18 protein-coding genes are annotated in these 25,002 nt (G+C 58.2%); 12 read left to right on the forward strand and 6 right to left on the reverse strand.

Going from position 1 to position 25,002, the window contains the following annotated elements; translation table 11 throughout:
• Positions 1-16 precede the first annotated feature (16 nt).
• The 4 genes from CLV45_RS22870 (at position 17) to CLV45_RS22885 (ending at position 4,054) form a co-directional block, all read left to right on the forward strand.
• Positions 17-631 carry an SMI1/KNR4 family protein gene (locus CLV45_RS22870; RefSeq protein WP_100338832.1) on the forward strand — a complete coding sequence of 205 codons (615 nt, stop codon included), beginning with the start codon at positions 17-19 and terminating at the stop codon, positions 629-631.
• An 18-nt stretch (positions 632-649) separates the two neighbouring features.
• A complete protein-coding gene (locus tag CLV45_RS22875) occupies positions 650-1,069 on the forward strand; it encodes a hypothetical protein (RefSeq protein WP_100338833.1) in 420 nt (139 codons plus the stop codon).
• Complete coding sequence (locus CLV45_RS22880; RefSeq protein ID WP_100338834.1) at positions 1,048-1,512, forward strand: 3-oxoacyl-ACP synthase; 465 nt, start codon at positions 1,048-1,050, stop codon at positions 1,510-1,512. The genes CLV45_RS22875 and CLV45_RS22880 overlap by 22 nt, the downstream gene beginning before the upstream one ends.
• Positions 1,513-1,765: 253 nt before the next feature.
• On the forward strand, positions 1,766-4,054 hold the full coding sequence (locus tag CLV45_RS22885) for a GH92 family glycosyl hydrolase (protein ID WP_100338835.1): 2,289 nt from the start codon (positions 1,766-1,768) through the stop codon (positions 4,052-4,054).
• A gap of 27 nt (positions 4,055-4,081) precedes the next feature.
• On the opposite strand, the gene CLV45_RS22890 is transcribed toward CLV45_RS22885, so the two are convergent.
• Positions 4,082-4,564 (reverse strand): hypothetical protein, encoded by a 483-nt coding sequence (locus CLV45_RS22890; protein ID WP_100338836.1) that lies wholly within the window; start codon positions 4,562-4,564, stop codon positions 4,082-4,084.
• Between the two features lie 133 nt (positions 4,565-4,697).
• On the opposite strand from CLV45_RS22890, the gene CLV45_RS22895 reads away from it, so the two are divergent.
• The 4 genes from CLV45_RS22895 (at position 4,698) to makC (ending at position 8,734) form a co-directional block, all read left to right on the forward strand.
• On the forward strand, positions 4,698-5,864 hold the full coding sequence (locus CLV45_RS22895; protein WP_100338837.1) for a 1-deoxy-D-xylulose-5-phosphate reductoisomerase: 1,167 nt from the start codon (positions 4,698-4,700) through the stop codon (positions 5,862-5,864).
• 152 nt (positions 5,865-6,016) lie between these two features.
• Entirely contained in the window at positions 6,017-7,357 is a 1,341-nt protein-coding gene (gene rseP, locus CLV45_RS22900) for an RIP metalloprotease RseP (protein ID WP_100338838.1), read from the forward strand.
• Between the two features lie 91 nt (positions 7,358-7,448).
• On the forward strand, positions 7,449-7,967 hold the full coding sequence (locus CLV45_RS22905) for a DUF6702 family protein (RefSeq protein ID WP_100338839.1): 519 nt from the start codon (positions 7,449-7,451) through the stop codon (positions 7,965-7,967).
• A 344-nt stretch (positions 7,968-8,311) separates the two neighbouring features.
• Positions 8,312-8,734: an alpha-pore-forming tripartite toxin MakABE regulator gene (gene makC, locus CLV45_RS22910; protein WP_100338840.1), complete on the forward strand. Its 423-nt coding sequence runs from the start codon at positions 8,312-8,314 to the stop codon at positions 8,732-8,734.
• 279 nt (positions 8,735-9,013) lie between these two features.
• Here makC and CLV45_RS22915 read toward each other — a convergent pair whose 3' ends face one another.
• Positions 9,014-11,041: an OmpA family protein gene (locus tag CLV45_RS22915; protein WP_245882965.1), complete on the reverse strand. Its 2,028-nt coding sequence runs from the start codon at positions 11,039-11,041 to the stop codon at positions 9,014-9,016.
• 269 nt (positions 11,042-11,310) lie between these two features.
• On the opposite strand from CLV45_RS22915, the gene lon reads away from it, so the two are divergent.
• From lon to CLV45_RS22935, 4 genes are all read left to right on the forward strand, one after another.
• The gene (gene lon, locus CLV45_RS22920) at positions 11,311-13,812 is read left to right on the forward strand and encodes an endopeptidase La (RefSeq protein WP_170061921.1); all 2,502 of its coding nucleotides are present in this window, start codon (positions 11,311-11,313) and stop codon (positions 13,810-13,812) included.
• 206 nt (positions 13,813-14,018) lie between these two features.
• On the forward strand, positions 14,019-15,089 hold the full coding sequence (gene porQ / locus CLV45_RS22925) for a type IX secretion system protein PorQ (RefSeq protein ID WP_100338842.1): 1,071 nt from the start codon (positions 14,019-14,021) through the stop codon (positions 15,087-15,089).
• A 139-nt stretch (positions 15,090-15,228) separates the two neighbouring features.
• Positions 15,229-16,641, forward strand: coding sequence for an ATP-dependent protease ATPase subunit HslU (hslU, locus tag CLV45_RS22930; protein ID WP_100338843.1), 1,413 nt, complete (start codon positions 15,229-15,231; stop codon positions 16,639-16,641).
• Between the two features lie 118 nt (positions 16,642-16,759).
• Entirely contained in the window at positions 16,760-17,488 is a 729-nt protein-coding gene (locus CLV45_RS22935; protein ID WP_100338844.1) for an SDR family NAD(P)-dependent oxidoreductase, read from the forward strand.
• Between the two features lie 57 nt (positions 17,489-17,545).
• Here CLV45_RS22935 and CLV45_RS22940 read toward each other — a convergent pair whose 3' ends face one another.
• The 4 genes from CLV45_RS22940 to CLV45_RS22955 all read right to left on the reverse strand — a co-directional run bounded on the left by CLV45_RS22940 (position 17,546) and on the right by CLV45_RS22955 (position 24,978).
• Complete coding sequence (locus CLV45_RS22940; protein WP_245882966.1) at positions 17,546-19,057, reverse strand: RagB/SusD family nutrient uptake outer membrane protein; 1,512 nt, start codon at positions 19,055-19,057, stop codon at positions 17,546-17,548.
• A gap of 178 nt (positions 19,058-19,235) precedes the next feature.
• On the reverse strand, positions 19,236-22,403 hold the full coding sequence (locus CLV45_RS22945) for a SusC/RagA family TonB-linked outer membrane protein (RefSeq protein WP_317045133.1): 3,168 nt from the start codon (positions 22,401-22,403) through the stop codon (positions 19,236-19,238).
• Between the two features lie 319 nt (positions 22,404-22,722).
• Complete coding sequence (locus CLV45_RS22950) at positions 22,723-23,334, reverse strand: hypothetical protein (RefSeq protein WP_100338846.1); 612 nt, start codon at positions 23,332-23,334, stop codon at positions 22,723-22,725.
• A 39-nt stretch (positions 23,335-23,373) separates the two neighbouring features.
• Positions 23,374-24,978 carry a SusD/RagB family nutrient-binding outer membrane lipoprotein gene (locus tag CLV45_RS22955; protein ID WP_100338847.1) on the reverse strand — a complete coding sequence of 535 codons (1,605 nt, stop codon included), beginning with the start codon at positions 24,976-24,978 and terminating at the stop codon, positions 23,374-23,376.
• Between the last annotated feature and the right edge of the window lie 24 nt (positions 24,979-25,002).

Here is a 25,002-nt window from a genome sequence, read left to right on the forward strand (position 1 = left end):
CTAACAACGTGACGCTATGACCAACAGCCTGAATTGGACCGAGCTTCTGCAGCAAATTAGCCGGGAGCTTCTGGCTGACCCTGACTTTCACACCGGGAATCTGGCCTCCATGGTGACGCCCGAACAGCGCCAGATCCAGTGGCTGGGAGCGCCGGGCGCAACTGAAGAGGAGCTGTCGGCTTTGGAAACCCGCCTGCACACTACGCTGCCACCGTCGTACCGGGCGTTTTTGCAGGCTTCCAACGGCTTTGGCCCACTCGACTACTTTATCTGGCGGCTCAAGCCCAGCGCGGAAGTTGACTGGCTGGTAAAAACGGAAGCCGACCTGGTAGAAAGGTGGGAAATAGACGTCGAAACCGTGCCGAGCGTGCCGGATGAGGAGTATTTTATCTACGGCGACGAGCAAAACGACGTGCAGGTGCGCGGGGAGTATTTCCGGGGCCTGCTGCTGATATCCGATTGGGGCGACGCGGGGTTTCTGGCCCTCAACCCCGACGTGCAGCACCAGGGCGAGTGGGAAGCCTGGCATTTTGCCAACTGGATACCCGGCGCCGCCCGCTACCGGTCCTTTGCCGAACTGGTGCAGGCCCATCTGGCCAACTACCGGGCCCTTAGGAGTGGACGCTCATGACTATAAGCCCAGTGCCATATGAAAGCAGAAATTAAACTTGCGGCCAGCGTAGACCAGGATGAGGACTGCATCTTCGACGTTGTCGTACGCAAAGCCAACGTGGAAACGCACGTGACCTTCTTTGGCGCAGTCGATACGTGGCAGAGCTTTGCCACGCAGCTACTTGAGTTTCCAAGCAGCGCCGCCGCTACCGCCGTTTTTAACGTGGAGGGCGGTGTTTACAGAGACACTTTGCTCCTGGTTGCCTACTGCTATGATGCGGCGGGGCATACAGCCCTTAAGGTATCGACAGATAACCATGCTGAGCTGCCCGACCGATGCACGATGGAATTCTCGATTCGAGCTGAAGCAGCGTCACTAAACAAACTGGGTCAGCTTTTATTAGGCTGGCAGGTTAAACATGATTCGGAAATAGTATGGGAAGCCCAAACGAGCTGACAAAACAAGCCCTCTACGCCCTCTGTGAGCAATACGTTCAGGACCGCCTCAACACGGTGCTAGCCGCCGTGCAGGCCGCCCAGGAATCGGCCAACAGCGAAACCAAGAGCAGCGCCGGCGACAAGTACGAAACCGGCCGGGCCATGGCCCAGAACGAGCGGGACCGAAACCTGGTGCAGCTCCAGCAGGCCCGGCAGCTCCAGGCCGAGCTCCAGCGCATCGACCCCGCCAAGCCCTGCGACACGGTGCGGCCCGGGGCCCTGGTCCAGACGAGCATGGGTTGGTTCTTTATCAGCATCAGCGCCGGCAAGCTCCCCGTGGCCGGCACCGATTACTTCGCCGTATCGGCGGCGGCGCCGGTGGCGGCGGCCCTGAGTGGCAAGCGGGTGGGGGAGGAGGCCGGGTTCAATGGCAAACCCGTACGTGTGCTTAGCATTGAATAAGCGGGTGAAACCTGACGGCTGGTGGGTGCTGGGTCTGGGCGGGGCCTCAAGGCTTACTGAACATCCGCTGTAAGCCGCGGCGGGTGAATGCTGATTTGGGCGGGCCTTACTACTAGGCGGAGTGCTAAAATGTTTAAGCAGACTTGGTCAGGTGTAATAAATCCGGATATTGGCGCCCGATGAGTTGCCGGACCAGTTACCAGGGGCTCCGGCTCGTGGCTTCATTACTCGTTCTTGATCCTCTGTTCTTCCCATGCTGAAAACGTTTTTCGGGCTGGCCGCTTGTTGGCTGGCCGTAGTTGGCCCGGCCCGGGCGCAGTCGGCCCCGACTGACCCGGCCCAGTGGGTCAACCCGCTGATGGGCACCGATTCCAAGCCCGAACTATCGAATGGCAACACGTACCCGGCCATAGCCCGGCCCTGGGGCATGAACTTCTGGATGCCGCAAACCGGCAAAATGGGCAGCGGCTGGGCCTACCAATACTCGGCCGACAAGCTGCGGGGCTTCAAGCAGACCCACCAACCCTCGCCCTGGATGAACGACTACGGGCAGTTTGCCCTGATGCCCATCACCGGGCAGCGGGTGTTCGACGAGGACGCCCGGGCCAGCTGGTTTTCCCACAAAGCCGAGGTGGCCGAGCCCAACTACTACCGCGTCTACCTGGCCGACCACGACGTGGTAACCGAAATAGCGCCCACCGAGCGGGCCGCCCGCTTCCGCTTCACCTTCCCGCAAACCGACAGCGCCTACGTCGTCATTGATGCCCTGGACAAGGGTTCCTACGTGAAGGTGCTGCCCGGGCAGCGCAAAGTAATTGGCTACACCACCCGCAACCGGGGCGGCGTGCCCCAGAACTTCAAAAACTACTTCGTGCTCGAATTCGACCACGACTTTACCAGCACGGCCCTGTACCAAGATAAGAAACTGGCCGGCGGCGTGCTGGAAGTAACGGCCGACCACGCCGGCGCCGTCGTGGGCTTCAAAACGCGCAAGGGGGAGCAAGTGAATGCCCGGGTGGCCTCCTCGTTTATCAGCCCCGAGCAGGCCGAGCTCAACCTGCGCGAAATCGGCGACCAGGACTTTGACGCCGTACGCCAGCAGGGCCGCGCCGCCTGGAACCAGGCGCTGGGCCGCATTGAGCTGGAGGGCGGCACCACCGACCAGCGCCGCACTTTCTACTCCTGTCTGTACCGCTCGTTGCTGTTTCCGCGCAAGCTCTACGAGCTGGACGCCGCTGGTAAGGTGCAGCACTACAGTCCCTTCAACGGGCAGGTGCTGCCGGGCTATTTGTACACCGACACCGGCTTCTGGGACACGTTTCGGGCCCTGTTTCCGTTTCTCAACCTGCTCTACCCCGAAATCAACGCCGAAATCCAGCAGGGCCTGGCCAACGACTACCGGGAAAGCGGCTGGCTGCCGGAGTGGGCCAGTCCGGGCCTGCGCAACGTGATGGTGGGCAACAACTCGGCCTCAGTGGTGGCCGACGCGTACCTGAAAGGCATCCGGGGGCAAGATATGAACGTGCTCTACGAAGCCCTGACCCACGGCGCCAACAATGCCGGGCCGCTGACGGCCGTGGGCCGGGCCGGCATCGATTATTACAAGAAGCTGGGCTACGTGCCCTACGACGTCAAAATCAACGAAAACGCGGCCCGTACTCTCGAATACGCCTACGACGACTTCGCCATCTACCAGCTGGCCAAGGCCCTGAACCGGCCGAAAAAGGAAATCAACCTCTACGCCAAGCGTAGCCAGAACTACCGCCACCTGTTCGACAAGCAAACCGGCCTGATGCGGGGCCGCAACCAGGACGGTACTTTCCAGACGCCCTTCAACCCCTTCAAGTGGGGCGACGCCTTCACCGAGGGCAACAGCTGGCACTACACCTGGTCGGTGTTTCACGACGTGCAGGGCCTGATTGATTTGATGGGCGGGCGGCAGAAATTCGTGGCCACGCTGGATACCGTTTTTACCCTGCCGCCGGTGTTTGATGCCTCGTACTACGGCGAGGTCATCCACGAAATCCGGGAAATGCAGATTGCGGGCATGGGCAATTACGCCCACGGCAACCAGCCCATTCAGCACATGCCCTACCTCTACAACTACGCCGGCCAGCCCTGGAAAACCCAGTACTGGGTGCGCGAGGCCCTGAACCGCCTTTACCTGCCCACGCCCGACGGCTACTGCGGCGACGAAGACAACGGACAGACCTCGGCTTGGTACGTGTTTTCAGCCCTGGGCTTCTATCCCGTGTGCCCGGCTACCAATCAGTATGTGCTCGGCGCCCCGCTGTTCCCCAAGGCCACGCTGCACTTGCCTTCGGGCAAAGACGTGGTGCTCAATGCGCCCCAGAATTCGGCCCAGAACCGCTACGTGCACCAGCTCACGCTCAACGGGCAGGTGTACGACCAGAACTGGCTCAGCCACGAGACCCTGCTGCAGGGCGCAGTCCTCGACTTCGACATGCGCGCCACGCCCAACACCAGCCGCGGCACCCAGCCCGCGGCCGCGCCTTACTCTTTCTCGCCGGCCAAGAAGTAAGCTGCCGGCGGCTAGTTTGACCGGGCCCTACAGCTTGGGCAGCAGCCCCGAAATGCCTTTGATGTTGAGCCGCACGAAGTTCCTGACCCGCTCAAACTTGGCGGTGGTTTCTTCCAGCTCCTCGTCTTTATCGAGCTTGCTCGGGCGCTGCGAGTCGAGCAAGCTGAAGATGCTGTCGGCAATGTCGATGTAACCCAGAATCATGAGCAGCAGCAGCTTCTTTTCGTCTTCCTGGTAGCTTTTGGTGCGCACGGCCTTCACCAGGCTGTCGAGCTGGTTAGTTTCGTCGATGAACAGGTCGCGCAGATACAGGCGCTGCTGCTGGTAGTTGGCCAGCTGCTCAGGCTCGGTTTGGGCCGCCGAAAAGGGAAAGGACGTGGTAAAGGCCGTGGCGGCGCGGAAGCTTCGTTCGGCGGCGTACACGGTTTCGAGGTGCTTTTGCAGACTGGTCCACAAGCCGTTGCGGGCTTTATCGAAGGCAGAAAGCGGGGCGGGAGTGGGGGTGCTCATACAAGGGAAAGAAGACGACGGGGCAAAAGTACGCCGTTCCGGCGTGCGGCAGGGCCACCGAGTACCACGAACTCAAAGTTCGGCTTACTTTTGTCCAGGGCAACCCCACCCTGCCCGTAGCTCCGTCTTGCTCATGTCCTCTCCTTTGAAACGCGTCACCCTGCTGGGCTCCACCGGCTCCATCGGCACCCAGGCCCTCGACGTTATCCGCGCCCATCCCGGCCGCTTTCAGGTTGCCGCCCTGTCGGCCCACGCCAACGCAGAACTGCTCATTGCGCAGGCCCGGGAGTTTCGGCCGGCCGTGGTAGTCATCGGCGACGAGGCAAAGCACGAGGCCGTCAAAACTGCCCTGGCCGGGCAGGGCACCGAGGTGCTGGCCGGCAGTGCGGCCCTCACCGAAGTAGCCGGCCGCCCCGATACCGACATCGTGCTGACGGCCATGGTGGGCTATTCGGGTTTGCTGCCCACGGTGGCCGCCATCCGGGCCGGCAAGGACATTGCTCTGGCCAACAAAGAAACTCTGGTCGTGGCCGGGCAGCTGATTACGCGCTTGGTAAAAGAGCACGGCGTGGGCCTCTACCCGGTGGATTCCGAGCACTCGGCCATTTTTCAGTGCCTGGTGGGCGAAGAGCGCAACCCGATTGAGAAAATCATCCTGACGGCTTCGGGCGGACCATTCCGGGGGCGCACGGCCGAGCAGCTGGCTTCCGTGACCAAGGCCCAGGCCCTGAAGCACCCCAACTGGGACATGGGTGCCAAAATCACCATCGACTCGGCCTCGCTCATGAACAAGGGCCTGGAAGTTATTGAGGCCAAGTGGCTGTTCGGGCTCAACGACGACCAGATTGACGTGGTAGTGCACCCCCAAAGCATTATTCACTCCCTGGTGCAGTTTCAGGATGGCTCCCTGAAGGCCCAGCTGGGGTTGCCCGATATGAAGCTGCCCATTCAGTACGCCCTGGGCTACCCCGAGCGGCTGCCAAGTGACTTTCCCCGCTTCTCTTTTCTAGATTACCCTAACCTGACCTTCGAGCAGCCCGACCGCGCCACCTTCCGCAATTTGCCCCTGGCCTTCGAAGCTATGCGCCAGGGCGGCAACGCGCCCTGCGTACTCAATGCGGCCAACGAAATTGCCGTGGCGGCCTTTCTGCGCGACGAAATCGGGTTTTTGGAAATGCCGAGCCTGGTGGAAAGCTGCCTCACGAAGGTTTCGTACCTTGCCGAACCGTCGCTGGACGACTACGTGCTGACCGACCAGGAAACGCGCCGCGTGGCGCACGAACTGGTTGGCCGCCGGTAAGTGTTGTCTGGAATATGCACGTCATGCTGAGCCTGTCGAAGCATCTCTGCCGCAACAGTAATTCGATTACTTTGGCGGCAGAGATGCTTCGGCTGCGCTCAGCATGACACCGACTTATCTATTTCCCTTTCTCCTCAATACCAAGTTTCGCTTTGGAAGTATTAATCATGGCCGGCCAGATGTTGCTGGGCCTTTCTATTCTGGTGGGTTTGCACGAATTCGGGCACTTCGCCGCCGCCAAGTACTTCAAGATTCGCGTCGATAAGTTTTACATCTTCTTCGACTTCCTCTTTCCAATGCCGGGCGTGATGAACTTCGCCCTGTTCAAGAAGAAAATCGGGGAGACGGAGTACGGCCTGGGCTGGTTTCCGCTGGGCGGCTACGTGGCCATTCACGGCATGATCGACGAAACCCAGGACGCGGAAAGCCTCTCGGCCGAGCCCCAGCCCAACGAGTTCCGGGCCAAGCCGGCCTGGCAGCGCCTGATTGTGATGCTGGGCGGCATTATCATGAACGTCATCACCGGCATTCTCATCTTCACCGCCCTGACCGCCAACTACGGGGAAAGCTACCTGCCCGCTTCCGAAGTGCGCTACGGCGTGGTGCCCAACAAGCTGGGCGAGGAAATGGGCTTCCGCACCGGCGACAAAATCGTTAAGATCAACGGGCGGCCCTTCACCGAGTTCGACCAGGTGTACAGCCCCGACGTGATGCTGGGCAACAACAGCTACTACACCGTGGACCGCAACGGGCAGCTGCTGGATATTGCCATTCCGAAGAACTTCATGGACCGCCTCTCCGACAAGGACCAGACGCCCTTCGTGCTGCCCCTGAACCCCTTCGTGGTGGGCCAGGTGGTGTCGGGCAGCGGCGCGGCCAAGGGCGGCTTGCTCCCCAACGACCGAATCCTCACCGTAGCGGGCAAAACCACCCAGTTTTTCCCCGAGCTCCAGGAAGCTCTGAAAGCCAATGCCGGCAAAACCGTACCGGTGCAAGTAACCCGCGCCGGGCAGCCCGTGACCCTGCAGATTGCCGTGGACGAAGAAGGCCACATCGGGTTTATGCCTAAATCCTTGCTGAAGGAAGCCACCCGCACCTACGGTCTGGCCGCTTCGCTGCCCGTGGGCACCAAGAAAGCCTTTGGCGTCATCACGACCCAGATGAAGGCCTTCGGAAAGATTTTCAGCGGTAATGCCTCGTTTAGCAAGTCGATTGGCGGCCCCGTCGAAATTGCCCAGCAGTACGGCGGGCAGTGGGAGTGGGAGCGGTTCTGGACCCTGACCGGCATGCTGTCCATGGTGCTGGCCTTTATGAACCTGCTGCCCATTCCGGCCCTCGACGGCGGCCACGTGGTATTCCTGCTCTACGAGATGATTGCCGGCCGCAAGCCCTCCGACACCTTCATGGAAAATGCCCAGAAAGTGGGCATGGTCATGATTCTGGGTCTGATGGCCTACGTTCTGATTATCAAGCAGGTGCTCAAGCTGTTTTAGCAGCGGCTAGCTTGGAATTGTTTTTGCCTGAAGCCGTGCCGCTGTCCTGCGGCACGGCTTTTTGTCGCCCGCTAGTTTTGCTTGCTACCCCATGAATAAACAACTGAAATTTTCGCCCCGCGGGCTGTTGCTGGCGGCCCTGCTCACCCTGCTCAGCTTCGCGGCCCTGGCCCACGCCTACCACGCCAGCATCATGGAGGTGCGCTACAACACCCAGAAGCAGCAGCTCGAAATCAGCCTGAAAGTCTTCACCGACGACTTTGAAAAAGCCCTGTCGGTGGGCCAGCCCCGCTCCATTAGCTTCGAGACGACGCCCCGGGCCCAGGTCACTCAGCTCACGACCGAGCTGCTGCGCAAGTCCCTGGCCTTCAGTACCCGGCCCGGCGAAACCCTGCCCTTGCAGCTCATCGGCTTCGAGAAGGACCACGAAGCCCACTGGCTCTACCTGGCCGTGAAGCTGCCCAAACCCACCAACACGCTCCTGCTGCGCCATAAGCTGCTCACCGAAACTTTCGCCGACCAGATGAACATCGTCAACCTCGACGCCGGCGGCAAAAAGCAAAGCGCCCTGTTTCGGGAAGGCAACGAGGAGCAGAAACTGAGTTTTTAATGTCCTCATCCTTACTGTGCTCAGGTGCTCAGGTAGTTCTGTCATTGCGAGGCGCAATAGTCTATCCTCCACGAACTACGACTCACCCTTTTACCAGAAAGCCCTTTACTATCAGAATAGTGAAGGGCTTTTTCATGAGCTTATACTGGTTCATGAAGCGTGCGGCAGAAGCAGGCAGCAGGGGCGGTGGGGCCCCGGGTAGAAATACCTGAACTTAAAGATCAAGGGTTTATACCCGCAATTACGGCTTCAAACCGCCTTTCCTTTGTGAGGTCGACAAACAAGGCGGATACTGAAAAGCCTGAATAGAGTAAGTAAAGAATCATTGTTGTAACCCTTAAGTCATGAGTCAAATCAATGTGTTAATTGCCGTAGATGCCCTTGGGGCAGTGGTTTCGGGTAACCTGCAAGGCAACGTTTATCTTATCGACACCAACAAGTTTATGGGGTCAAACGCGGAAGGTAATTCTGAGCTGGTCACCTCCTGTCATGATGAGGATACTATCGTCTGGACTGTGGCCCCCATCGACCCCGGCATCAACGTTGTTATCAGTAGCTTCACCGGCGATATTGTTACCCAAAACATCTGTATTCCGAAGAAGCAGGATGGTGAAGGCCTCACCTGGAAGGGCACGGTTGTAGCGCCAAGCCCTCTGCCCACGAGTAACACGCAGTACTCGGTAGTGCTCAGCATTGATGGGACGCAAATGGCCTTTGACCCCTTCCTGAGTATTGTGCCTACCAGTCAATCCTTGGCTGCTAAGTAGCACTGGTTCTTGCCAAATCCCCCAACGCAGCCAACGTTGGGGGATTTGGTATTTCCGCGGGGCTAAGCTTCGGGCCTGGCAAGGCGTTTGCCGCGACTAGCCGTCTACTGAAATGCGGCTAGTCTTCTAAATTGAAAAGCCCTGACGTTAAGCTGACGTCAGGGCTTTCTGGTAAAAGCACGGTTAGCACTAGCAAAAGACGGATGGCTTCGTTCTGCTCGTAATGACACGGGAGAATTAGCACCTCAGCGCATTTCCCACATTAGTACCTGAGCCACATTACTTCCAGTCCAGCGTGCCGTCAACAGGCTTTTTATCGTCGCCAGGCTTGGGTTTTTCGTCATCGGGCTTGATAAGGCGGAACTCGACGCGGCGGTTGGTGCGGGCATCTTCCTCGGTTATTTCCTCTTTGAGGGGCTGGGTGCTGCCGTAGCCCATACTCTCGATACGGTTGGGCTTGAGCTTGCCCTTGACTTCAATGTAGTGGCGAATAGCTTCAGCCCGATCTTTCGAGAGGCTTTCGTTGAAATCCGGGTCGCCCTTGGAATCGGTGTGGCCCTTTATGCTGAGCCGGAAAGTGGGGTGGTCGACCATGAACAGGGCAATCCGGTCCAGAATCGGGTGCATGGCCGGGCGGATGTTGGCCTTGTCCTGGTCAAACTCGATGTTCTTAAAAATCAGCGGCAGCCGGTAGTCAATCGAGTTGGTCATGAGCTTCATCACCGTGTCGCCCTTGAGTTCAAACTGCTTCTCTACGGTGAAGTAATCCGGGCTCTGAATCAGCAGCACGTAGTGGGAGCCTTCAATCAGGTCAAAGTCGAATGACCCGTCGGGGCGCACGTATTTGCTGGCCACCTCGATGCCATTATCGGTATCGATAATGCTAACGATGCCATTGAGGGGCTTACTGCTAACGGAGTCGACCAACGAGCCTTCGATGTGAGTAGTAGCCAGGGGCTGGGCTTCCATGGGCAGCGGGAAGGAGTAGAGGTCCAGGTTTTTCAGGTCCTTGGCCTCCGAACGGGCATAAAACAGGTTGGTCGATTCCGAGTCAATCGTGAAGTAATATTCCGAGCCTTTACCATTTACCAGTGGCCCGATGTTGCGCGGTTCCTGCCAGCGGCCCCGCACGCGGTAGGTTTTGTAGATATCGAAGTCGCCGTAGTTGAGCAGCTGCCCGCGGGAAGAGAAGTAGAGCACGTTGTAAAGCGGGTGGTAGTAGGGGCTCACCTCACTTTCCCGGGTATTCACCACCGGCCCCAGGTTCTGGGCTTTGGTCCACTGCCCGGCCTTGTTTTTGGCCGAATACCAAATATCCGACAACCCAAAGCCGCCGAGCCGGTCGGAGGCAAAGTAGAGCGTGTCCTCATTGCGCGAGAGGGTCGGCTGGGAGTCCCAGGCCGGGGAATTGACGGTGGTGCCCAGGCTTTTGGGCGTGGTCCACTGCCCGTCCTTGAACGTGGAGGTGTACAGGTCGCAGTTGCCGTGGCAGGTGGGGCACTCACAGCGGGCAAAGTACAGGGTCTTGCCATCCTTGGTAATGCAGGCCGAACCCTCGTTGTACTGGGAGTTAATTGGCTTGGGCAGGGGCTCGGCATCGGTCCACGACACGCCCTCCTTGTGGGAGGTGTACAAATCCTCGTCCACGGCGTCCTGAATACCGCGGGTTTTGCGCTTGGAGGAGAAGATTAGCTGGTCGGCGCCCGAGTTCAGCGTGGGGCCGTAGTCCTCGGCCTTGGAGTTGATGGCGTCGCCCATGCTGGTGTACACGCCCTTGGGCGGGTGAAACGTGGCAATGCTCTTGCGGTACTCCACGATGTCGTAATACACCTTGAGCGGTACGTAGAGGTCGGCCTCCTTCTGCTCCAGCGAGTCGTAGTAAAGCTGAATTTTCTTCACGTCCTGGCGGTGGTGCTTCAGGGCCAGGCGGTAGTAGGCCTTGGCCTTTTCCTCGTTGCCGGCCTTTTCCCAAAGCTGCGCCAGGCGCCAAAGCAGGGGCGTGTCCTTGGCAAAGTTCTGAATGCCGAACAGCGACACGTAGGCTTCGAGCAAGCTGCGGGCCTGGTTGTAGTTGCGGCGCTTTTCGGCCTTCTGAATGGCTTTCAGGGCTTTCTTGTCCTGAAAGTAAGCCAGCTTGTTGACGTTGATAAAGTCGGGAGTGCCGTCGGGGCGCACCCGCAGCTGCCGCGTCACTTTGCCAGTCAGCTTACGCGTGGGTGGGGGCGTCGCTTTGTGCTGGGCATGCCCCAGCCCGAGGAAACTAAAAAAGAGCAAAACGGTGAGCAGCGGGCGTAGAGAGCGGGGCATAAATCAATAAAGCACGAACTCCAGCCCAAATGGCACGGAGAAAGTTCAAAAATAGGGATTTTCTCATGCAAACAGCATGTTGGGTTTGCTGCCGGAGTGTCGGCTTGGTGTGCCGCCTTGGCCGGTTCAGCTTGCCTAAATTACCTTTCCCGGGCCGTGGCATAGCACTTGACAAAGCCGTATATTCGGAGGCTCGCTCGCTTCGTTCCGCGCCTGGCCAGCTTTGGCTGTCATTCTGGCACCGCCCACCTATCCCTGATACACATCCTATGAGTTCATACGATCCGCGCAAGCCCAAAACGACTACCCTACTCATGACCGAAGACCCCGCCGAAATGGTGTCCATCGTGGCCACCGACCCGGACCAGCCCTTGTCGGAGCAGGAGTCGCCGGAGCTGCTGCCGCTGCTGCCCGTGCGCAATACCGTGCTGTTTCCCGGCGTAGTGCTGCCCGTCACGGTTACGCGCAAGAAAAGCATCCGGCTGGTGCGCAAAGCCTACCGCGGCAACAAGATTGTGGGCGTCGTGGCCCAGAAAAATACCCAGAGCGACGACCCTACGCTGGCCGACCTGTTCGAGGTAGGCACCATGGCCCGCATTCTGAAGCTGTTGGTGCTGCCCGACGGCAACACGACCATCATCATTCAGGGCCAGAGCCGCTTCCGCATCGAGGAGCAAACCCAGGACACGCCCTACCTCACGGCCCGGGTGAGCTACTTCCCCGAAACGTTCCCGAATAAGAACTCCAAGGAAGTCAAGGGCCTGGTGTCGTCGCTGAAAGATGCGGCAGCCAAAATGCTCAAGCTCAACCCCGAAATTCCGCAGGAAGCCCAGGTGGCCCTGGATAACATCGAGTCCCCGGCCTTTTTGACCCATTTCCTCTCCTCCAACATCAACGTGGAAGTCGGCCTCAAGCAGAAGCTGCTCGAAATCAACGACGGCGTGGAGCGCGGCACGATGCTGCTGGAGATGATGATGAAGGAAATTCAGCTCCTGGAAATCAAGCACGAAATCCAGACCAAGGTCCACACCGACATCGACCAGCAGCAGCGCGACTACTTTCTGCGCCAGCAAATCAAGGTGCTACAGGATGAGCTGGGCTTCGACGGGCCCGACCAGGAAATCGAGAAGCTGCGGCAGCGGGCCAAGGACAAGAAGTGGCCCGAAACCGTGGCCAAACACTTCCATAAGGAGCTTGAAAAGCTGGCCCGCGTGAATCCGCAGGCCGCCGAGTTTCCCATCAGCGTCAACTACGTCGAGTTCCTGCTCGACTTGCCCTGGGCCGACTACACCAAGGACAACTTCAACCTGAAACGCACCAAGAAAATCCTCGACCAGGACCACTACGGCCTGGAAAAGGTGAAGGAGCGCATCATCGAGTACCTGGCCGTGCTCAAGCTCAAGCAGGACATGAAGGCCCCGATTCTGTGCCTCTACGGCCCGCCCGGCGTGGGCAAAACCTCCTTGGGCCGCTCCATTGCCAAGTCCTTGGGCCGCAAGTACGTGCGCATGAGCCTGGGCGGGGTGCGCGACGAGGCCGAAATCCGGGGGCACCGCAAAACCTACGTGGGAGCCATGCCCGGCCGCATCATTGCCCAAATCAAGAAGGCCGGCGCCTCGAATCCGGTTATCGTGCTCGACGAAATCGACAAGATTGCCTCCGACTTCCGTGGCGACCCGAGCTCGGCCCTGCTCGAAGTGCTGGACCCCGAGCAGAACTCGACCTTCACCGACAACTACCTGGAGGTGGAGTATGACCTCTCAAAAGTACTCTTCATTGCCACGGCCAACTCGCTCGACACCATCCAGCCCGCCCTGCGCGACCGGATGGAAATCATCGACCTGACCGGCTACACCCTGGAGGAGAAAACCCAGATTGCCAAAAAGCACCTCTGGCCCAAGCAGCTCACCGAGCACGGCCTGAGCCTCAAGGACGTGACCATTACCACGCCCGCCTTGCAGCGTGTAATTGACGATTACACCCGCGAGTCGGGGGTGCGGAGCCTGGAGCGCAAGCTCGGGGCCGTGGCCCGCAACATTGCCAAGAACAAGGCCATGAAGGAGCCCTTCCCCGAAACGCTGGAGCCCAAGGACGTCAGCAAAATTCTCGGGGCGGCCATCTTCGACCGGGATTTGTACCAGGACAACGAAACGGCCGGCGTGGTCACGGGCCTGGCCTGGACGAGCGTGGGCGGCGACATTCTCTTCATCGAAAGCCTGCTGAGTCGGGGCCGGGGCAAGCTCACCTTGTCGGGCCAGCTGGGCGACGTAATGAAGGAATCGGCCATTACGGCGCTGAGCTACCTGCGCAGCCGGGCCGAGGAGCTGGACATTGACTACCGCGTCTTCGACCAGTACGACCTGCACATTCACTTCCCCGAGGGTGCCGTGCCCAAGGACGGTCCCAGCGCCGGTATTGCCATCTTCACCAGCATTGCCTCGGTCTTTACCCAGCGCAAAATCCGCAGCCACCTGGCCATGACCGGCGAAATCACCCTGCGCGGCAAGGTGCTGCCGGTGGGGGGCATCAAGGAGAAGATTCTGGCTGCTAAGCGCGCCGGTATCAAGGACGTAATCCTCTGCGAGAAGAATCGCAAGGACATCCTGGAAATCCCGGCCGACTACCTCAAGGACCTGACCGTGCACTACGCCGACCGGGTGGACGACGTGCTCAAGGTGGCCTTACTCCAGGAGAAAGTGGCCCACCCCATCAAGCTTACCGTGCGCGACGAACCGGCTATGGCGGCTTCGGCCAGTGTGGAAGTAGCCTAAGCTTTAGCCCTAGCTGATGAAACGCGTGGGAAGGTTGGGAAAGTCCTCCCGGTCTTCCCACGCTTGTTGTAGAGCCCTGCGGAATGTTCCCGAGCCCGGAAACATTTGTTTGCAAGCCCAGGGGGAGTTCTCGCAACTCCTGGTACAATAAAATAGCCGTCCGGACGTCTTACCCGGGATGCTTCCCAATCACCTATCTTAGAGGTATGAATCAACTGCTACGCCGCTCGGCTTTCGTGGGCTTTACATTGCTTGGCCTGGGCAGTTTGCTGGCCCGGCCGGCCGCCGCCCAGATTGGCGGGCAGCAGGCTTTTTCCTTTCTGAATCTGCCGCCCAGCGCCAAGCTGGCCGGGCTGGGGGGCGTCAACGTGTCGTCCCGCGACGCCGATGGCACCATGCTCTACGGCAATCCGGCCCTGCTCAACAAGGAAATGGACGGACGTTTGGCCCTGGGTTACGTCGATTTTCTGGCTGATATCAAGCAAAGCACTGCGACCTACGTGTTTAACACCGAGCGGGCCGGTCGTTTCGGCGTGGGCCTGACGTACCTCGACTACGGACAGTTTGAGCAGGTCGACGCGGCGGGCAACAGTCTCGGGCAGTTTTCGGTCAGCGAATACGCCCTGGGCGTGTCGGATGCCTATACCAGCGGCAACTTCACCCTGGCCGGGACTCTGAAGCTGGCCGTGTCGGGCATTGCCGGTAACCACTCCGTAGCTACTCTGGCCGACGTGGGCGCGCTGTTCAAGCATCCTACTCAGGATTTCAACGTGGGCCTGGTGGTGCGCAACGCCGGAATTCAGCTCAAGCCCTACGCCGGCTCCGCCCGGGAGCCTATGCCCCTCGACGTGCAGCTGGGTACTTCCTTCAAGCCCGAGCACATGCCCCTGCGCATCTCCATCACGGCCCACCACCTGCAGCAGCTCGACATTGTGTACCTCGACCCCAACATCCGCGGGCAGCTCGATGAGGATGGCAACGAAGTTAAGCCCAAGAAAAGCCTGGGCGACAAAATTGCCCGCCACTTCGTAGTGGGTGGGGAGCTGATTCTGGGCAAAAACCTGAACGTGCGCCTGGGCTACAACCACCTGCAGCGCCGGGAGCTCCGCCTCGACAATACCGCGGGCGGGGCCGGTATCAGCTTCGGGGTAATGCTGCGCATCAGCCAGTTTCAGCTCGACTACACCCGGGCCGGCTACCACGCCTCGGGCGCGGCCAACTACTTCACCGTGGCCCGCAACATCGACACGCTCTTCAAGAAAAGCGACGCGCAATAGACTCTTTTGCCGCCAACGGCGCACCTTTGCCGGCGGCGTAACCTTCCGGGCCTCTGGCCTGTTTCCTGCCAACCTTTCGCCGCAGTTCCTGGTAACAAGGAACTGCGCTCTTTTTAGTAGTCCGCCTTCCTCTCCACCTATGCTCGACTCCGCCACGTTTCTCACCCCGGCCCAGATTGTGGCCGAACTCGACAAGTACATCATCGGCCAGCACGATGCCAAGCGCCACGTCGCCATTGCGCTGCGCAACCGCTGGCGCCGCTTGCACGCCCCGCTGGATATGCAGCGCGAAATCGTGCCCAACAACATCCTGATGATTGGCTCCACCGGGGTCGGCAAAACCGAAATTGCCCGCCGCCTGGCCAGCATTGCCAACGCGCCTTTCACCAAAGTTGAAGCCTCCAAGTTTACCGAGGTCGGCTACGTGGGCCGCGACGTGGAAAGCATGGTGCGCGACCTGGTCGAGCAGTCGGTCAATATGGTCAAGCAGCGCCGCAAGGAGGAAGTCAAGAGCCGGGCTGCCCAGGCCGTGGAAGACATCATCCTCGACGCCCTGATTCCGCCCGTGACGGGCAGTGGCCTAGCTGCTACCAAGCCCTCCGTGGGCTTCGGTGCGGAAGGCGCCCTGCCCGACTCCGACTACGAGCTTAATGAGCGGACCCGGGAAAAGTTTCGCCTCAAAATCCGCAACGGCGAGCTGGAAGACCGCAAAATTGACATCCAGGTACAGCAGAACAATACGCCGGGCATTGGCGTAATGGGCGGCCCGGCCGGCATGGATGAGGCCTCCATGGCCGGCCTGCAGGATATGCTGGGCAGCATGCTACCCAAGAAAACCCGCAAGCGCAAAGTCACCATTGCCGAGGCCCGCAAAATTCTGCTCGACGAGGAAGCCGCCAAGCTCATCGACATGGACGAGGTCAAGGATGAAGCCATCCGCCAAGCCGAGAATGCCGGCATCATCTTCATCGACGAGATTGATAAAGTCGCCAGCCGGGCCGGCAAGGGTGGGGGAGGCGGGCCCGATGTGAGCCGGGAAGGCGTGCAGCGCGACCTGCTGCCCATCGTGGAGGGCAGCGCCGTGAGCACCAAGTACGGCATTATCCACACCGACCACATCTTGTTCATTGCCGCCGGCGCCTTCCACGTAGCCAAGCCCAGCGACCTGATTCCTGAGCTGCAAGGCCGCTTCCCGATTCGCGTCGAGCTGCAGAGCCTAACCAAGGACGACTTCTTCTGCATCCTGAAAGACCCCAAGAATGCGCTGACCAAGCAGTACGAAGCCCTGCTGCAGGCCGAGGAGGTGCAGCTCTCCTTTGATGACGCAGCCTTGGAGCGTCTGGCCGAAATTGCCTTTGAGGTCAATTCTGAAGTCGAGAATATCGGGGCCCGCCGCCTGCACACCGTCATGAGCCGCCTGCTCAACGACATTCTCTTCGACGTGCCCGACGTTATCGGCGCCCACGCTCAGATTCAGATTACCAAGGACTTGGTTGAGGAAAGGCTGCGTGACATGGTTCGCAACCGTGACCTGAGCCAGTATATTCTCTGAGATGGTGAAATAGTGAAATGGTGAGTGCCGTTCAACGGCGACCGGCCGCCTGCGTAAGTAGATGTCGGTGGCAGTCGTCGAACGGCACCCACTATTTCATCATCTCACCATCTCACCGATGCACTATTATATTATTACCGGGGCCAGCCGAGGGTTGGGTAAAGCCTTGGCCGAATCTATCCTGCGCCAGCCCGGTACTACCGTAGTTGGCGTGTCGCGCCATGCTACCATCGAGCATGAGCGGTACCAGCACCAGCCCCTGGATTTGTCCGACATTGCTGCCGTCGAGAATAACCTGCATAAGGTATTTCCCCGCTGGCCGGATGCCGCCAGTGTTACGCTGATCAACAATGCGGCCGTGGTGGGTGAAATCGGCTACGTGGGTGAGCAGGCCAATGAGCACTACAACTTCGTATTTGACGTAAACCTGGTGGCTCCGGCCATGCTCATGAATACGTTTCTAAGCGCCTATTCCGGCCTGAGCGTAGCGCGAACGGTACTCAACATCAGCAGCGGGGCCGCCCAGCGCCCCGTCGATGGGTGGGCTGCGTACTGCGCCTCTAAAGCGGCATTAGAAGCCCTGACTACCACCGCCCACAAAGAGCAGGAGTTGCGCGGCTCCGGCGTCCGGGTCCGCAGCCTGTCGCCGGGCGTCATCGATACGGGTATGCAGGAGCACATCCGGGCCGCCGACCCCACGAGCTTCAGCGAGGCCGCCCGCTTCGCCGATTACCACACCCAAGGTCAGCTAGCCTCAGCGGAACAGGTAGCCAGCAAAATCTTGGCTTGGCTGCAACGCCCAATGGGAGATTCTAAACAGGTGTTGCTTCGTTTAGCGGATCTGTAAAGACAAAAAAAGCCCCGGTCGTGTGACCGGGGCTTTTTTATGAAGGGTGAATCCTGTTTAGTAACCAGGGTTCGGCGTAATGTTCGGATTCGTCACCAGTTCGCTGGCCGGGATGGGCCACAGGAACAGCGGGCTCGAATACGGTACAGCCGAAATAGCCGGAGCTGGGGCTGCCGTAGTAGAACCGCAGGTGTAGAAGTCGTACTTGGTCAGCTGACCACCGTTGCCGTCGATTTTAGCGGGAATACCACCACCGGGAACGGTGCTGAAGGTTTTCTCGCCCGACAGGCGGTGAATGTCATCCCAACGGAAGCCTTCTGCTACCAATTCGATCCGACGCTCGTTCAGGATGGCCTGGATGAGAGCGTTGCCGGTCAAAGAGCCCGGAGCGTAACGGTCGGCAGTAGCTACTGCGCGGTTACGGATGCTGTTCAGGTAAGTCAGAGCCTGCACTTCGTTAGCACCACCCAAGCGGGCCAGAGCCTCGGCTTGGTTCAGCACTACTTCGGCGTAGCGAATGATCGGGGCGAAGTCGGTGCTGTTCGTGGCATCGGTGTACTTCTTCGATACATAAGCCGCTACCCGCAGACCCTTATCCTGCTGCATCAACTCCGTGCGACGGGTGTCGGCGCAGGTGAAGAAGGGAGCATTGTAGAGGATGGGGCTGATAGCCAGCAGAGCCCGGCCGTTGATACCACCGTTCGGAATAGTTGCCGACGAGCCAAAAACGTTAGCCAAGGCACCGTTCACACCCGGGTTGTCATCCGAGCTGTTCTCGATGGAGAAGATGTTTTCAGCAGTCACGTTAGCTCCACCAGGGAAAGCGGCCCGGGGCGTAGCTGCCAGGGCGTACGTGAACGAGGTAGTGCCACTAGTGACAGTCTTACCAATGAGCTTATCACCTTCTTTGACAGCTTCGGCCCACTCACCCTGGTGCAGACGCAAACGCTGCTTCAGGGCAATGGCCGCGCCTTTGGTGGCACGCGTTACCCGGTAGTAAGCGGTAGTACCGCTGCCACGGTTTGCCAGCAGGTTAGCTTCGGCATAGTCCAGATCGGCCAGCATCTTGGTGTAGTCCTCGGCTACCGTGCCGCGGCCCTGGGCCTTGGCCAGCTCCAGACCGGCAATGGTGTTAACCGGAACGTCGCGGTAAGGAACACCAACTTGGCTGCCCTTGCCGTCCGAGTAAGGACGGGAGAAGTGAATCAGGAGCTCGTGGTGCGCCAAGGCACGCAGGAAGCGCATTTCACCCTCGTAGTCAGCAGCAACTGCTGCCGTAATAACGCCGCTAGCGGCTGCCTTACGCAGGCCGTCAATGGTAACGTTGGCTTGGTTGATTACCGAGTACAGGTTCGACCACATGTTCACCACGTTCGGGCTAGATGGGTTGATCGTGTTAGCGAAAACCAGACCGTAGAAGCCGGCCATGTCTGAGATGTCTTCGCCACGGGCGTCATCCAGAGAGCTGGCGGCGGCGCCGAAGGGATACCCCCGAACTGCCAGACCAGTACCGTTCAATGGGTCGTAATAGCCCGATTGTGCGGCGTTGTACACACCGGTTACAGCCAAGGCAATACGAGCGGGATCAGAAAATGCAGACTGCTCAGTAATAGAGTTCTGAGGAGCCAGGTCCGTTACCTCCTTATCGCAGGCGCTCAACCCCAACGTGGCGGTAAAAGCTAAGACCGCGAAGCGGGATTTAGGGAAAGAATTGATGAACTGTTTCATATGATTTCAGAAACCAAGCTTAGAAGGCAACGTTGATACCACCGGTGAACACACGCTGCTGCGGGTTGCTGTTGTAATCCACGCCAGCCTGCTGGTTGATGATGGTGTTGTTCGAAGAGTTGGAGTAGTTCGAGTTTACTTCCGGGTCAACACCTTTGTAGCCCGTGATAGTTGCAATGTTCTGAGCTTGTACGAACAAACGCACGCGGCTCAGGCTCACAACGCTCGTGTAACGCTGGGGCAGGGTGTAACCCAGGGTCACGTTCTGCAGACGGATGAAGTCGCCTTTCTCCACGAAACGGGTCAGGGCGTTGTTTTCCTGGTTGATGAATGCACCGTTGCCCTGTACAACTTTAGGCGTGCTGGTGACGTCACCTTCCTTCTGCCAACGGTCCAGAATTTCGGTCGAGTTGTTTACGAAGTCCATGCGCAGCAACTGCTGACGGGTCTGGTTGAAGATCTTGTTGCCACCGCTGTAACGCAGGAACACGTCCAGATCGAAGCCTTTGAAGGTCAAAGTGTTCGACAGACCGCCGAAGTATTTCGGGTTGGTCTGGCCCAGTACAAACTTGTCGCTCGTAGCCAAGGGAGCCGTAGCGACCAAAGCAGCGCCAGGGTTGCCGGCGTCGTAGAGGTAGTACTGGCTCTGACGAGCACCACGGTCGGTGCTGGCCTGAATCAGGGTACCGTTACCGCGCTTGTAGATGGGGTAGCCGTTCGAGGGGTTTACACCCTGGTAATCGTAGCCGTAGAGAGCACCAATCGACTCACCAACGCGGGTGATGTTGTAGGGGCTCACGATGTCTTCGTTGTTGCTCAGAGCGGTAATCTGGTTCTTGTTGGTCGAGAAGTTGAAGCTGGTCGACCAGGTGAAACCTTCCTTCTGGATGTTCTGCGTGTTGATCGTTACTTCCAGACCGCGGTTGTAGAGCGAGCCAACGTTGGCGCGGTACGAGCTGTTGCCGGGAACACCCAGCGACAGGGGCGTACGAACGGCCAGGATAGCACCGTCAATGTTGTTGCGGTAGTAGTCAACGTTCAGGTTGATCCGGTTGTTGAGGAAGCCCAAGTCGATACCGAAGTCGGTTTTCTTGGAAGTCTCCCACTTCAGACGGTCGTTGCCGAACTGCGTGTAAGCCAGACCACCTTGCGAGCCGTATTTGCCGGCACCGTACAGGCCAGCGTAGGGGAAGTTGCTGCCCAGGTCGGTGTTACCTACCTGTGCGTAGCTACCACGCAGTTTGAAGTCGCTCCAGAACGAAGTCAGGCCCGAGCTCTTGAAGAAAGGCTCTTCCGACACGCGCCAGCCCAGCGAACCACCGGGGAAATAACCCAGGCGAGTAGCAGCAGGCAGCGACGAGAGTTTGTCAGCACGCAGCGTGGCGCTGATCAGGTAACGGTCTTTGAACGAGTAGTTCAAGCGGCCGAAGTACGAAGACAGACCATTCTGGCCGTTGCCACCGAAGATGGTGGGGGTCGTCAGGGTACCCGATACAATGCTGTTCGGGCCCAGAGCGCGGTCCGACAGACCGGTACCGTTTGCCTGGTAGAAATAGTCGGTCGTCTTCTGATATTCCGTACCGATTACAGCGTTGATCTTGTGCGCCTCAGCGAAGGTGGTGCTGTAGGTTGCCGTGTTCGACAGGTTCCAGCGAACCGAAGGACCGAAGCCCTGGAATACCGAGCCACCGGAGCTCCGGCCGTCACCAGCCCGGGGGTCCAGGTACTGGAAGTCGTCGTTCATCTGAGTGTCGGTACCGATCTGGGAGCGCAGACGCAGGCCCGTTACAGGCTCAACTTCCAAATACGTGTTGCCCAGGATACGGTAGCCGATCGAGCGGAAGATGTTATTTTCCAGCGGGAAAATAATGTTGGTGTAAGCGAAGGAGATACCCGTGGCGTTGTTGCCCTGGCCGATAGCGCCACCAGCATCCTGGTAGGGCGTGCCGTCGGGGTTCCGAGCGGGTACGTTGGGGAACAACGACAGAGCGTTGGTTACGTTACCCGACAGAGCCTGGGGGTTGGTGTTCAGACCCAGCGTCTGCGTGCGCGACAGGCCCAGGTTCATACCCAAACGCAGCCATTTTTTCACTTCCGTATCCAAGTTGGAGCGGAAAGTGAAACGCTGCAGCGAGTTGTTTTTAACTACACCATCCTGGTCGGTGTAACCGGCCGAGAAGTAATAGTTGGTTTTTTCGTTGGCACCCGAAACCGATACTACGTGGTTCTGCTGGAAGCCCGTGCGGAAAATCTCTTTCTGCCAATCGGTGCTTACCAAGTTGCCGCTAGCATCATAGAAGGGAGCTGCCAGCGGAGTCGTAACCGGCGTAGCCGAAGCGTTGCGCTGCTTCTCGTTGCTGATGGTAACGAAGTCTTCAGCACCCAGTACGTCGTAGCGCTTCAGGGTTTGAGCTACACCAATGTAGGTGTCGTACGAAACCGCAGTTTTGCCGAGACGACCTTTCTTGGTCGTAATCAGAATAACACCGTTAGCAGCACGCGAACCGTAGATAGCCGTAGCCGAGCCGTCCTTCAGTACCTCGTATGACTCGATGTCGGCAGGGTTGATGTCAGCCAGGGCGTTGGAGAAACCGTTGCCCAGGGCGCTGGTGTTACCCGTGAAAATTGGCTGACCGTCAACTACGATAAGAGGGGAAGTACCCGACGAAATCGAGTTGGTACCCCGAATCTGAATGCGGGGCTGCTGACCCAACAGGCCCGAAGGAGCCTGTACCTGCACACCCGCGGCCCGACCAGCAAGCTGCTGGGCAAAGCTGGGCGTAGCCAGGTTAGCAACAGCTTCGCCCTGAACCGACGCAATAGAGCCCGTTACATCACGGCGTTCCTGCGTACCGTAACCCGTTACTACTACTTCGCTTAGTTGCTTGCTATCACCAGCCAGGCCGATGTTAAGTTGATCTTCCGTGCCAATAGCACGCTCCGTCTGTATATAACCAATCGAGCTGAACACCAAGGTGCCCCCCGTTGACGGAACACTGAGAGTATAGGTACCATCAGAATTTGTAGAAACCCCGTTCGTGGTGCCTTTCAAAAGTACCGTCACACCCGGCAGGCCTTCCCCTGACTGGCGGTCGGTAACCCGACCGGAAATATTCCGATTCTGGGCGGTCACCTGTTGTAACAAGGTGAACATGAGTAAGAAACTCATGAATAGAATTTTTTTCATGCAGAAAAAAGTTTGGGTTGAACTATAAGCGGGGGCGAAAAAGCCGCTTTAACTTCTTAAAAATACTCACAGTTAATCGAAACTAAACGGTCTGAATACTTTTTTTTCGCTGACAGTAAATTCTTGCTGTCCCCTGCAAAAAATCCTATATACTATTAACAGGATGGCGTTGACACTTAATAGTATCTTATTATAATGTATTATTGGAATTGCCATATGAATTTTAATACAGCACTAATCTTTCCTTTCTATCTATATAAAAGAAGGGCTGACTTTTAGTAAAGTCAGCCCTTTCAATTAACTCAGCTCTGTAGCCCGCTTAGGAATTACGAAATACGGCTATTGCCGCATACGGAGCCAAGCTTTGTGTGCCGGTAGGCGCACCGTAGGTATTGAGTTGGGTTAAAACAATGCGTCGGTCGTCTTGGGTTATTATTTCGAAGGTGAAGACGACAGCATCGTTAGCCTGCACAATATTGTTGAAGGCATCTGGGTTGGCGGGGACAACGGGCAGCAGGTTGATATTCGGAGCGGTGCCCGACAGCCGTTTCAAATCCCGCAGTGCCTCAGTACTAGTCAAGGAGACCGTGAAAGGGAAGGTACTGTAGTCACCCACTTTTACGCGTGGGCCCAGAGTCAGGCCGCTGGAGGCAGGACGGCCAAACGACTTGTATACTTCTATCGTCCGAATCTTTATGTCGCGCTCCTTACCCAGATCAACCGTAAACTCAAATATGGGCCGAGTTGGGTTGGTGGACGCTGCCGCTTTGGCGGCGGTGGCATCGAAGAAATCTTTGCCAGGAGTTGCTTTGGGAAAAATTGCGGGCAGGCTCTCGAAGGCCGGAGCGGGCAACTTACTGTCTTCCTTGCACGAGCTGAGTGCTCCGCCGCAAGAAACTAGTAAGAGCAGGCCAAAAACTATTTTTTTCATGGAAATCTGAGTTGTGAGAGTTGAACAATAGAGCAAGCTCTAGTTTATATCCCAAAAAATTCGGTCAGTGTAGACATTCACCTGCTTTGGCGCATTGGGGTTAGATGTCAAGTCGTCCTGCCGGTATGGCAAGCGCAGGGGGTAGCCGCCGGTCAACTGCGTGTGGGGCTCACTACCGGGCAACGTAATAGCCGGATAGCCCGTGCGGCGGTAGTCGGTGTAAACATCTTCCCCGAAGCCCCAGCCCGCTTTGTATTTCTCCTGCATAATAATACGCAGCTTGCCGGCCGAGGTGGTTTCGGCGTCGTAGCGGGCCAGCACTGCAGTTGCATAGTTGGTAATGCTGGCAGCCGGAATTAGCGGGCTGCCATCGGCACTGGCAATCAGGTTCACTTTGTCGAAAGCAGCCAGGATGCCTGATTCTAGCGCCGTACGAGCGGCTGCAGCACTGTTGAGAATGGTCAGCTGAGCTTCAGCTTCGGTGAAACGGCGGCTGGGGTAGGTAAGGAAGCGCTGCGCCACAACTCCTTTGCCGGAGTTAACGTTGGCGGCGCCGCCAGTGCCGTTGTCATACTTGCCCCCAACGGCATACAGGCCCGGCAAAGTCCGGATGTCGGAGTTGTTCTGGTTCCGGTTAGGACCAAAGCTGCCAACGAGTACCGTGATAAAGCGGCCCAATTGAAAATCAGCCAAGGGCTGGGTGGCCGTCGTCGATACCTGGTTGTAGAAGTAGTAAGGCAGACGGGGGTCGGCGGCATTGCCATTATCGGCATTGGCCAGCATCATGTCGACATAGAAAAAGCGGCCAATCAGGTTTTCCCGGCTCGCCGTTACGTAGTCGGCAATGTAACCCAAGTTGCGGTTTTCCGGCGTCGTGGAAGCATTGTACTTGAACTCGTAGTCGTCTTCGTTGGACGTCATCAGGTCCTGCTTCAACACGTCGGTTACCTTGGCGCTCAACGACTCCGAGCCCAGTACGGGAGCCGGGTTCAGCCGAATCTGGTTGAGCAGCTTCAGCTTCAACGTCCGACCCATGCGGGCCCACTTGGTCAGGTTGCCTTTATAGATCAGGTCAGCTGTACCCAGCCCGGCCGAGGTCGTCTTTTTATCCAGGTTGGCCAAGCCCGCATCGATCAGCGAGAGCAGGTCCTTATAGATATCCGAGTCCTTGTCGTACTTCGGAGCCCGGTTGGCAGATCCCTGCAACGCTTCGGAGTAAGGAATGTCGCCCCACATATCAACCATCTGGCTGACCACGAAAGCCTTTTGAATCTGGGCAATGCCAACATAATCCCAGCTCTGCGAAGCAGTACCCTGCTTAATAACCTGCTCGTTGTTGATCAGGCAGTCGGAATACAAGCCGGCCCACTGGTTGCTAAAAGAGCTGCCGTCGGGGGTGTAGGAGCCCACGTCACGCGTGCTAGCCAGTTGATTGACCAGCGTCGAGGTAGCCTGGCTGAGGCCCAGGGCGCTCAGGCCCAGATACACGCTCATAGAGCCCTGGGAGGCGGGCAGAATTTCCTGCAGCCGCGCCGAAGTGGGGTTCAGGGGGTCGACGTTGATGTCGTAGAAATCTTTGCAGCCCGGGGTGGCGACCAACAGGCCTAACAGGCCCAGGGCAGCAGTACCTTTACGTAAATTCATATCAGAAAAAGCAAGAAGGTCAGG

The organism is Hymenobacter chitinivorans DSM 11115 (genome assembly GCF_002797555.1).
In the GTDB taxonomy this organism is placed as follows: domain Bacteria; phylum Bacteroidota; class Bacteroidia; order Cytophagales; family Hymenobacteraceae; genus Hymenobacter; species Hymenobacter chitinivorans.

Coding starts and splice junctions, on each gene's coding strand:
- CLV45_RS22870 (WP_100338832.1), top strand. CDS start 17: ATGACCAACAGCCTGAATTGGACCGAGCTTCTGCAGCAAATTAGCCGG.
- CLV45_RS22875 (WP_100338833.1), top strand. CDS start 650: ATGAAAGCAGAAATTAAACTTGCGGCCAGCGTAGACCAGGATGAGGAC.
- CLV45_RS22880 (WP_100338834.1), top strand. CDS start 1,048: ATGGGAAGCCCAAACGAGCTGACAAAACAAGCCCTCTACGCCCTCTGT.
- CLV45_RS22885 (WP_100338835.1), top strand. CDS start 1,766: ATGCTGAAAACGTTTTTCGGGCTGGCCGCTTGTTGGCTGGCCGTAGTT.
- CLV45_RS22890 (WP_100338836.1), bottom strand. CDS start 4,564: ATGAGCACCCCCACTCCCGCCCCGCTTTCTGCCTTCGATAAAGCCCGC.
- CLV45_RS22895 (WP_100338837.1), top strand. CDS start 4,698: ATGTCCTCTCCTTTGAAACGCGTCACCCTGCTGGGCTCCACCGGCTCC.
- CLV45_RS22905 (WP_100338839.1), top strand. CDS start 7,449: ATGAATAAACAACTGAAATTTTCGCCCCGCGGGCTGTTGCTGGCGGCC.
- makC (WP_100338840.1), top strand. CDS start 8,312: ATGAGTCAAATCAATGTGTTAATTGCCGTAGATGCCCTTGGGGCAGTG.
- CLV45_RS22915 (WP_245882965.1), bottom strand. CDS start 11,041: ATGCCCCGCTCTCTACGCCCGCTGCTCACCGTTTTGCTCTTTTTTAGT.
- lon (WP_170061921.1), top strand. CDS start 11,311: ATGAGTTCATACGATCCGCGCAAGCCCAAAACGACTACCCTACTCATG.
- porQ (WP_100338842.1), top strand. CDS start 14,019: ATGAATCAACTGCTACGCCGCTCGGCTTTCGTGGGCTTTACATTGCTT.
- hslU (WP_100338843.1), top strand. CDS start 15,229: ATGCTCGACTCCGCCACGTTTCTCACCCCGGCCCAGATTGTGGCCGAA.
- CLV45_RS22935 (WP_100338844.1), top strand. CDS start 16,760: ATGCACTATTATATTATTACCGGGGCCAGCCGAGGGTTGGGTAAAGCC.
- CLV45_RS22945 (WP_317045133.1), bottom strand. CDS start 22,403: ATGAAAAAAATTCTATTCATGAGTTTCTTACTCATGTTCACCTTGTTA.
- CLV45_RS22950 (WP_100338846.1), bottom strand. CDS start 23,334: ATGAAAAAAATAGTTTTTGGCCTGCTCTTACTAGTTTCTTGCGGCGGA.
- CLV45_RS22955 (WP_100338847.1), bottom strand. CDS start 24,978: ATGAATTTACGTAAAGGTACTGCTGCCCTGGGCCTGTTAGGCCTGTTG.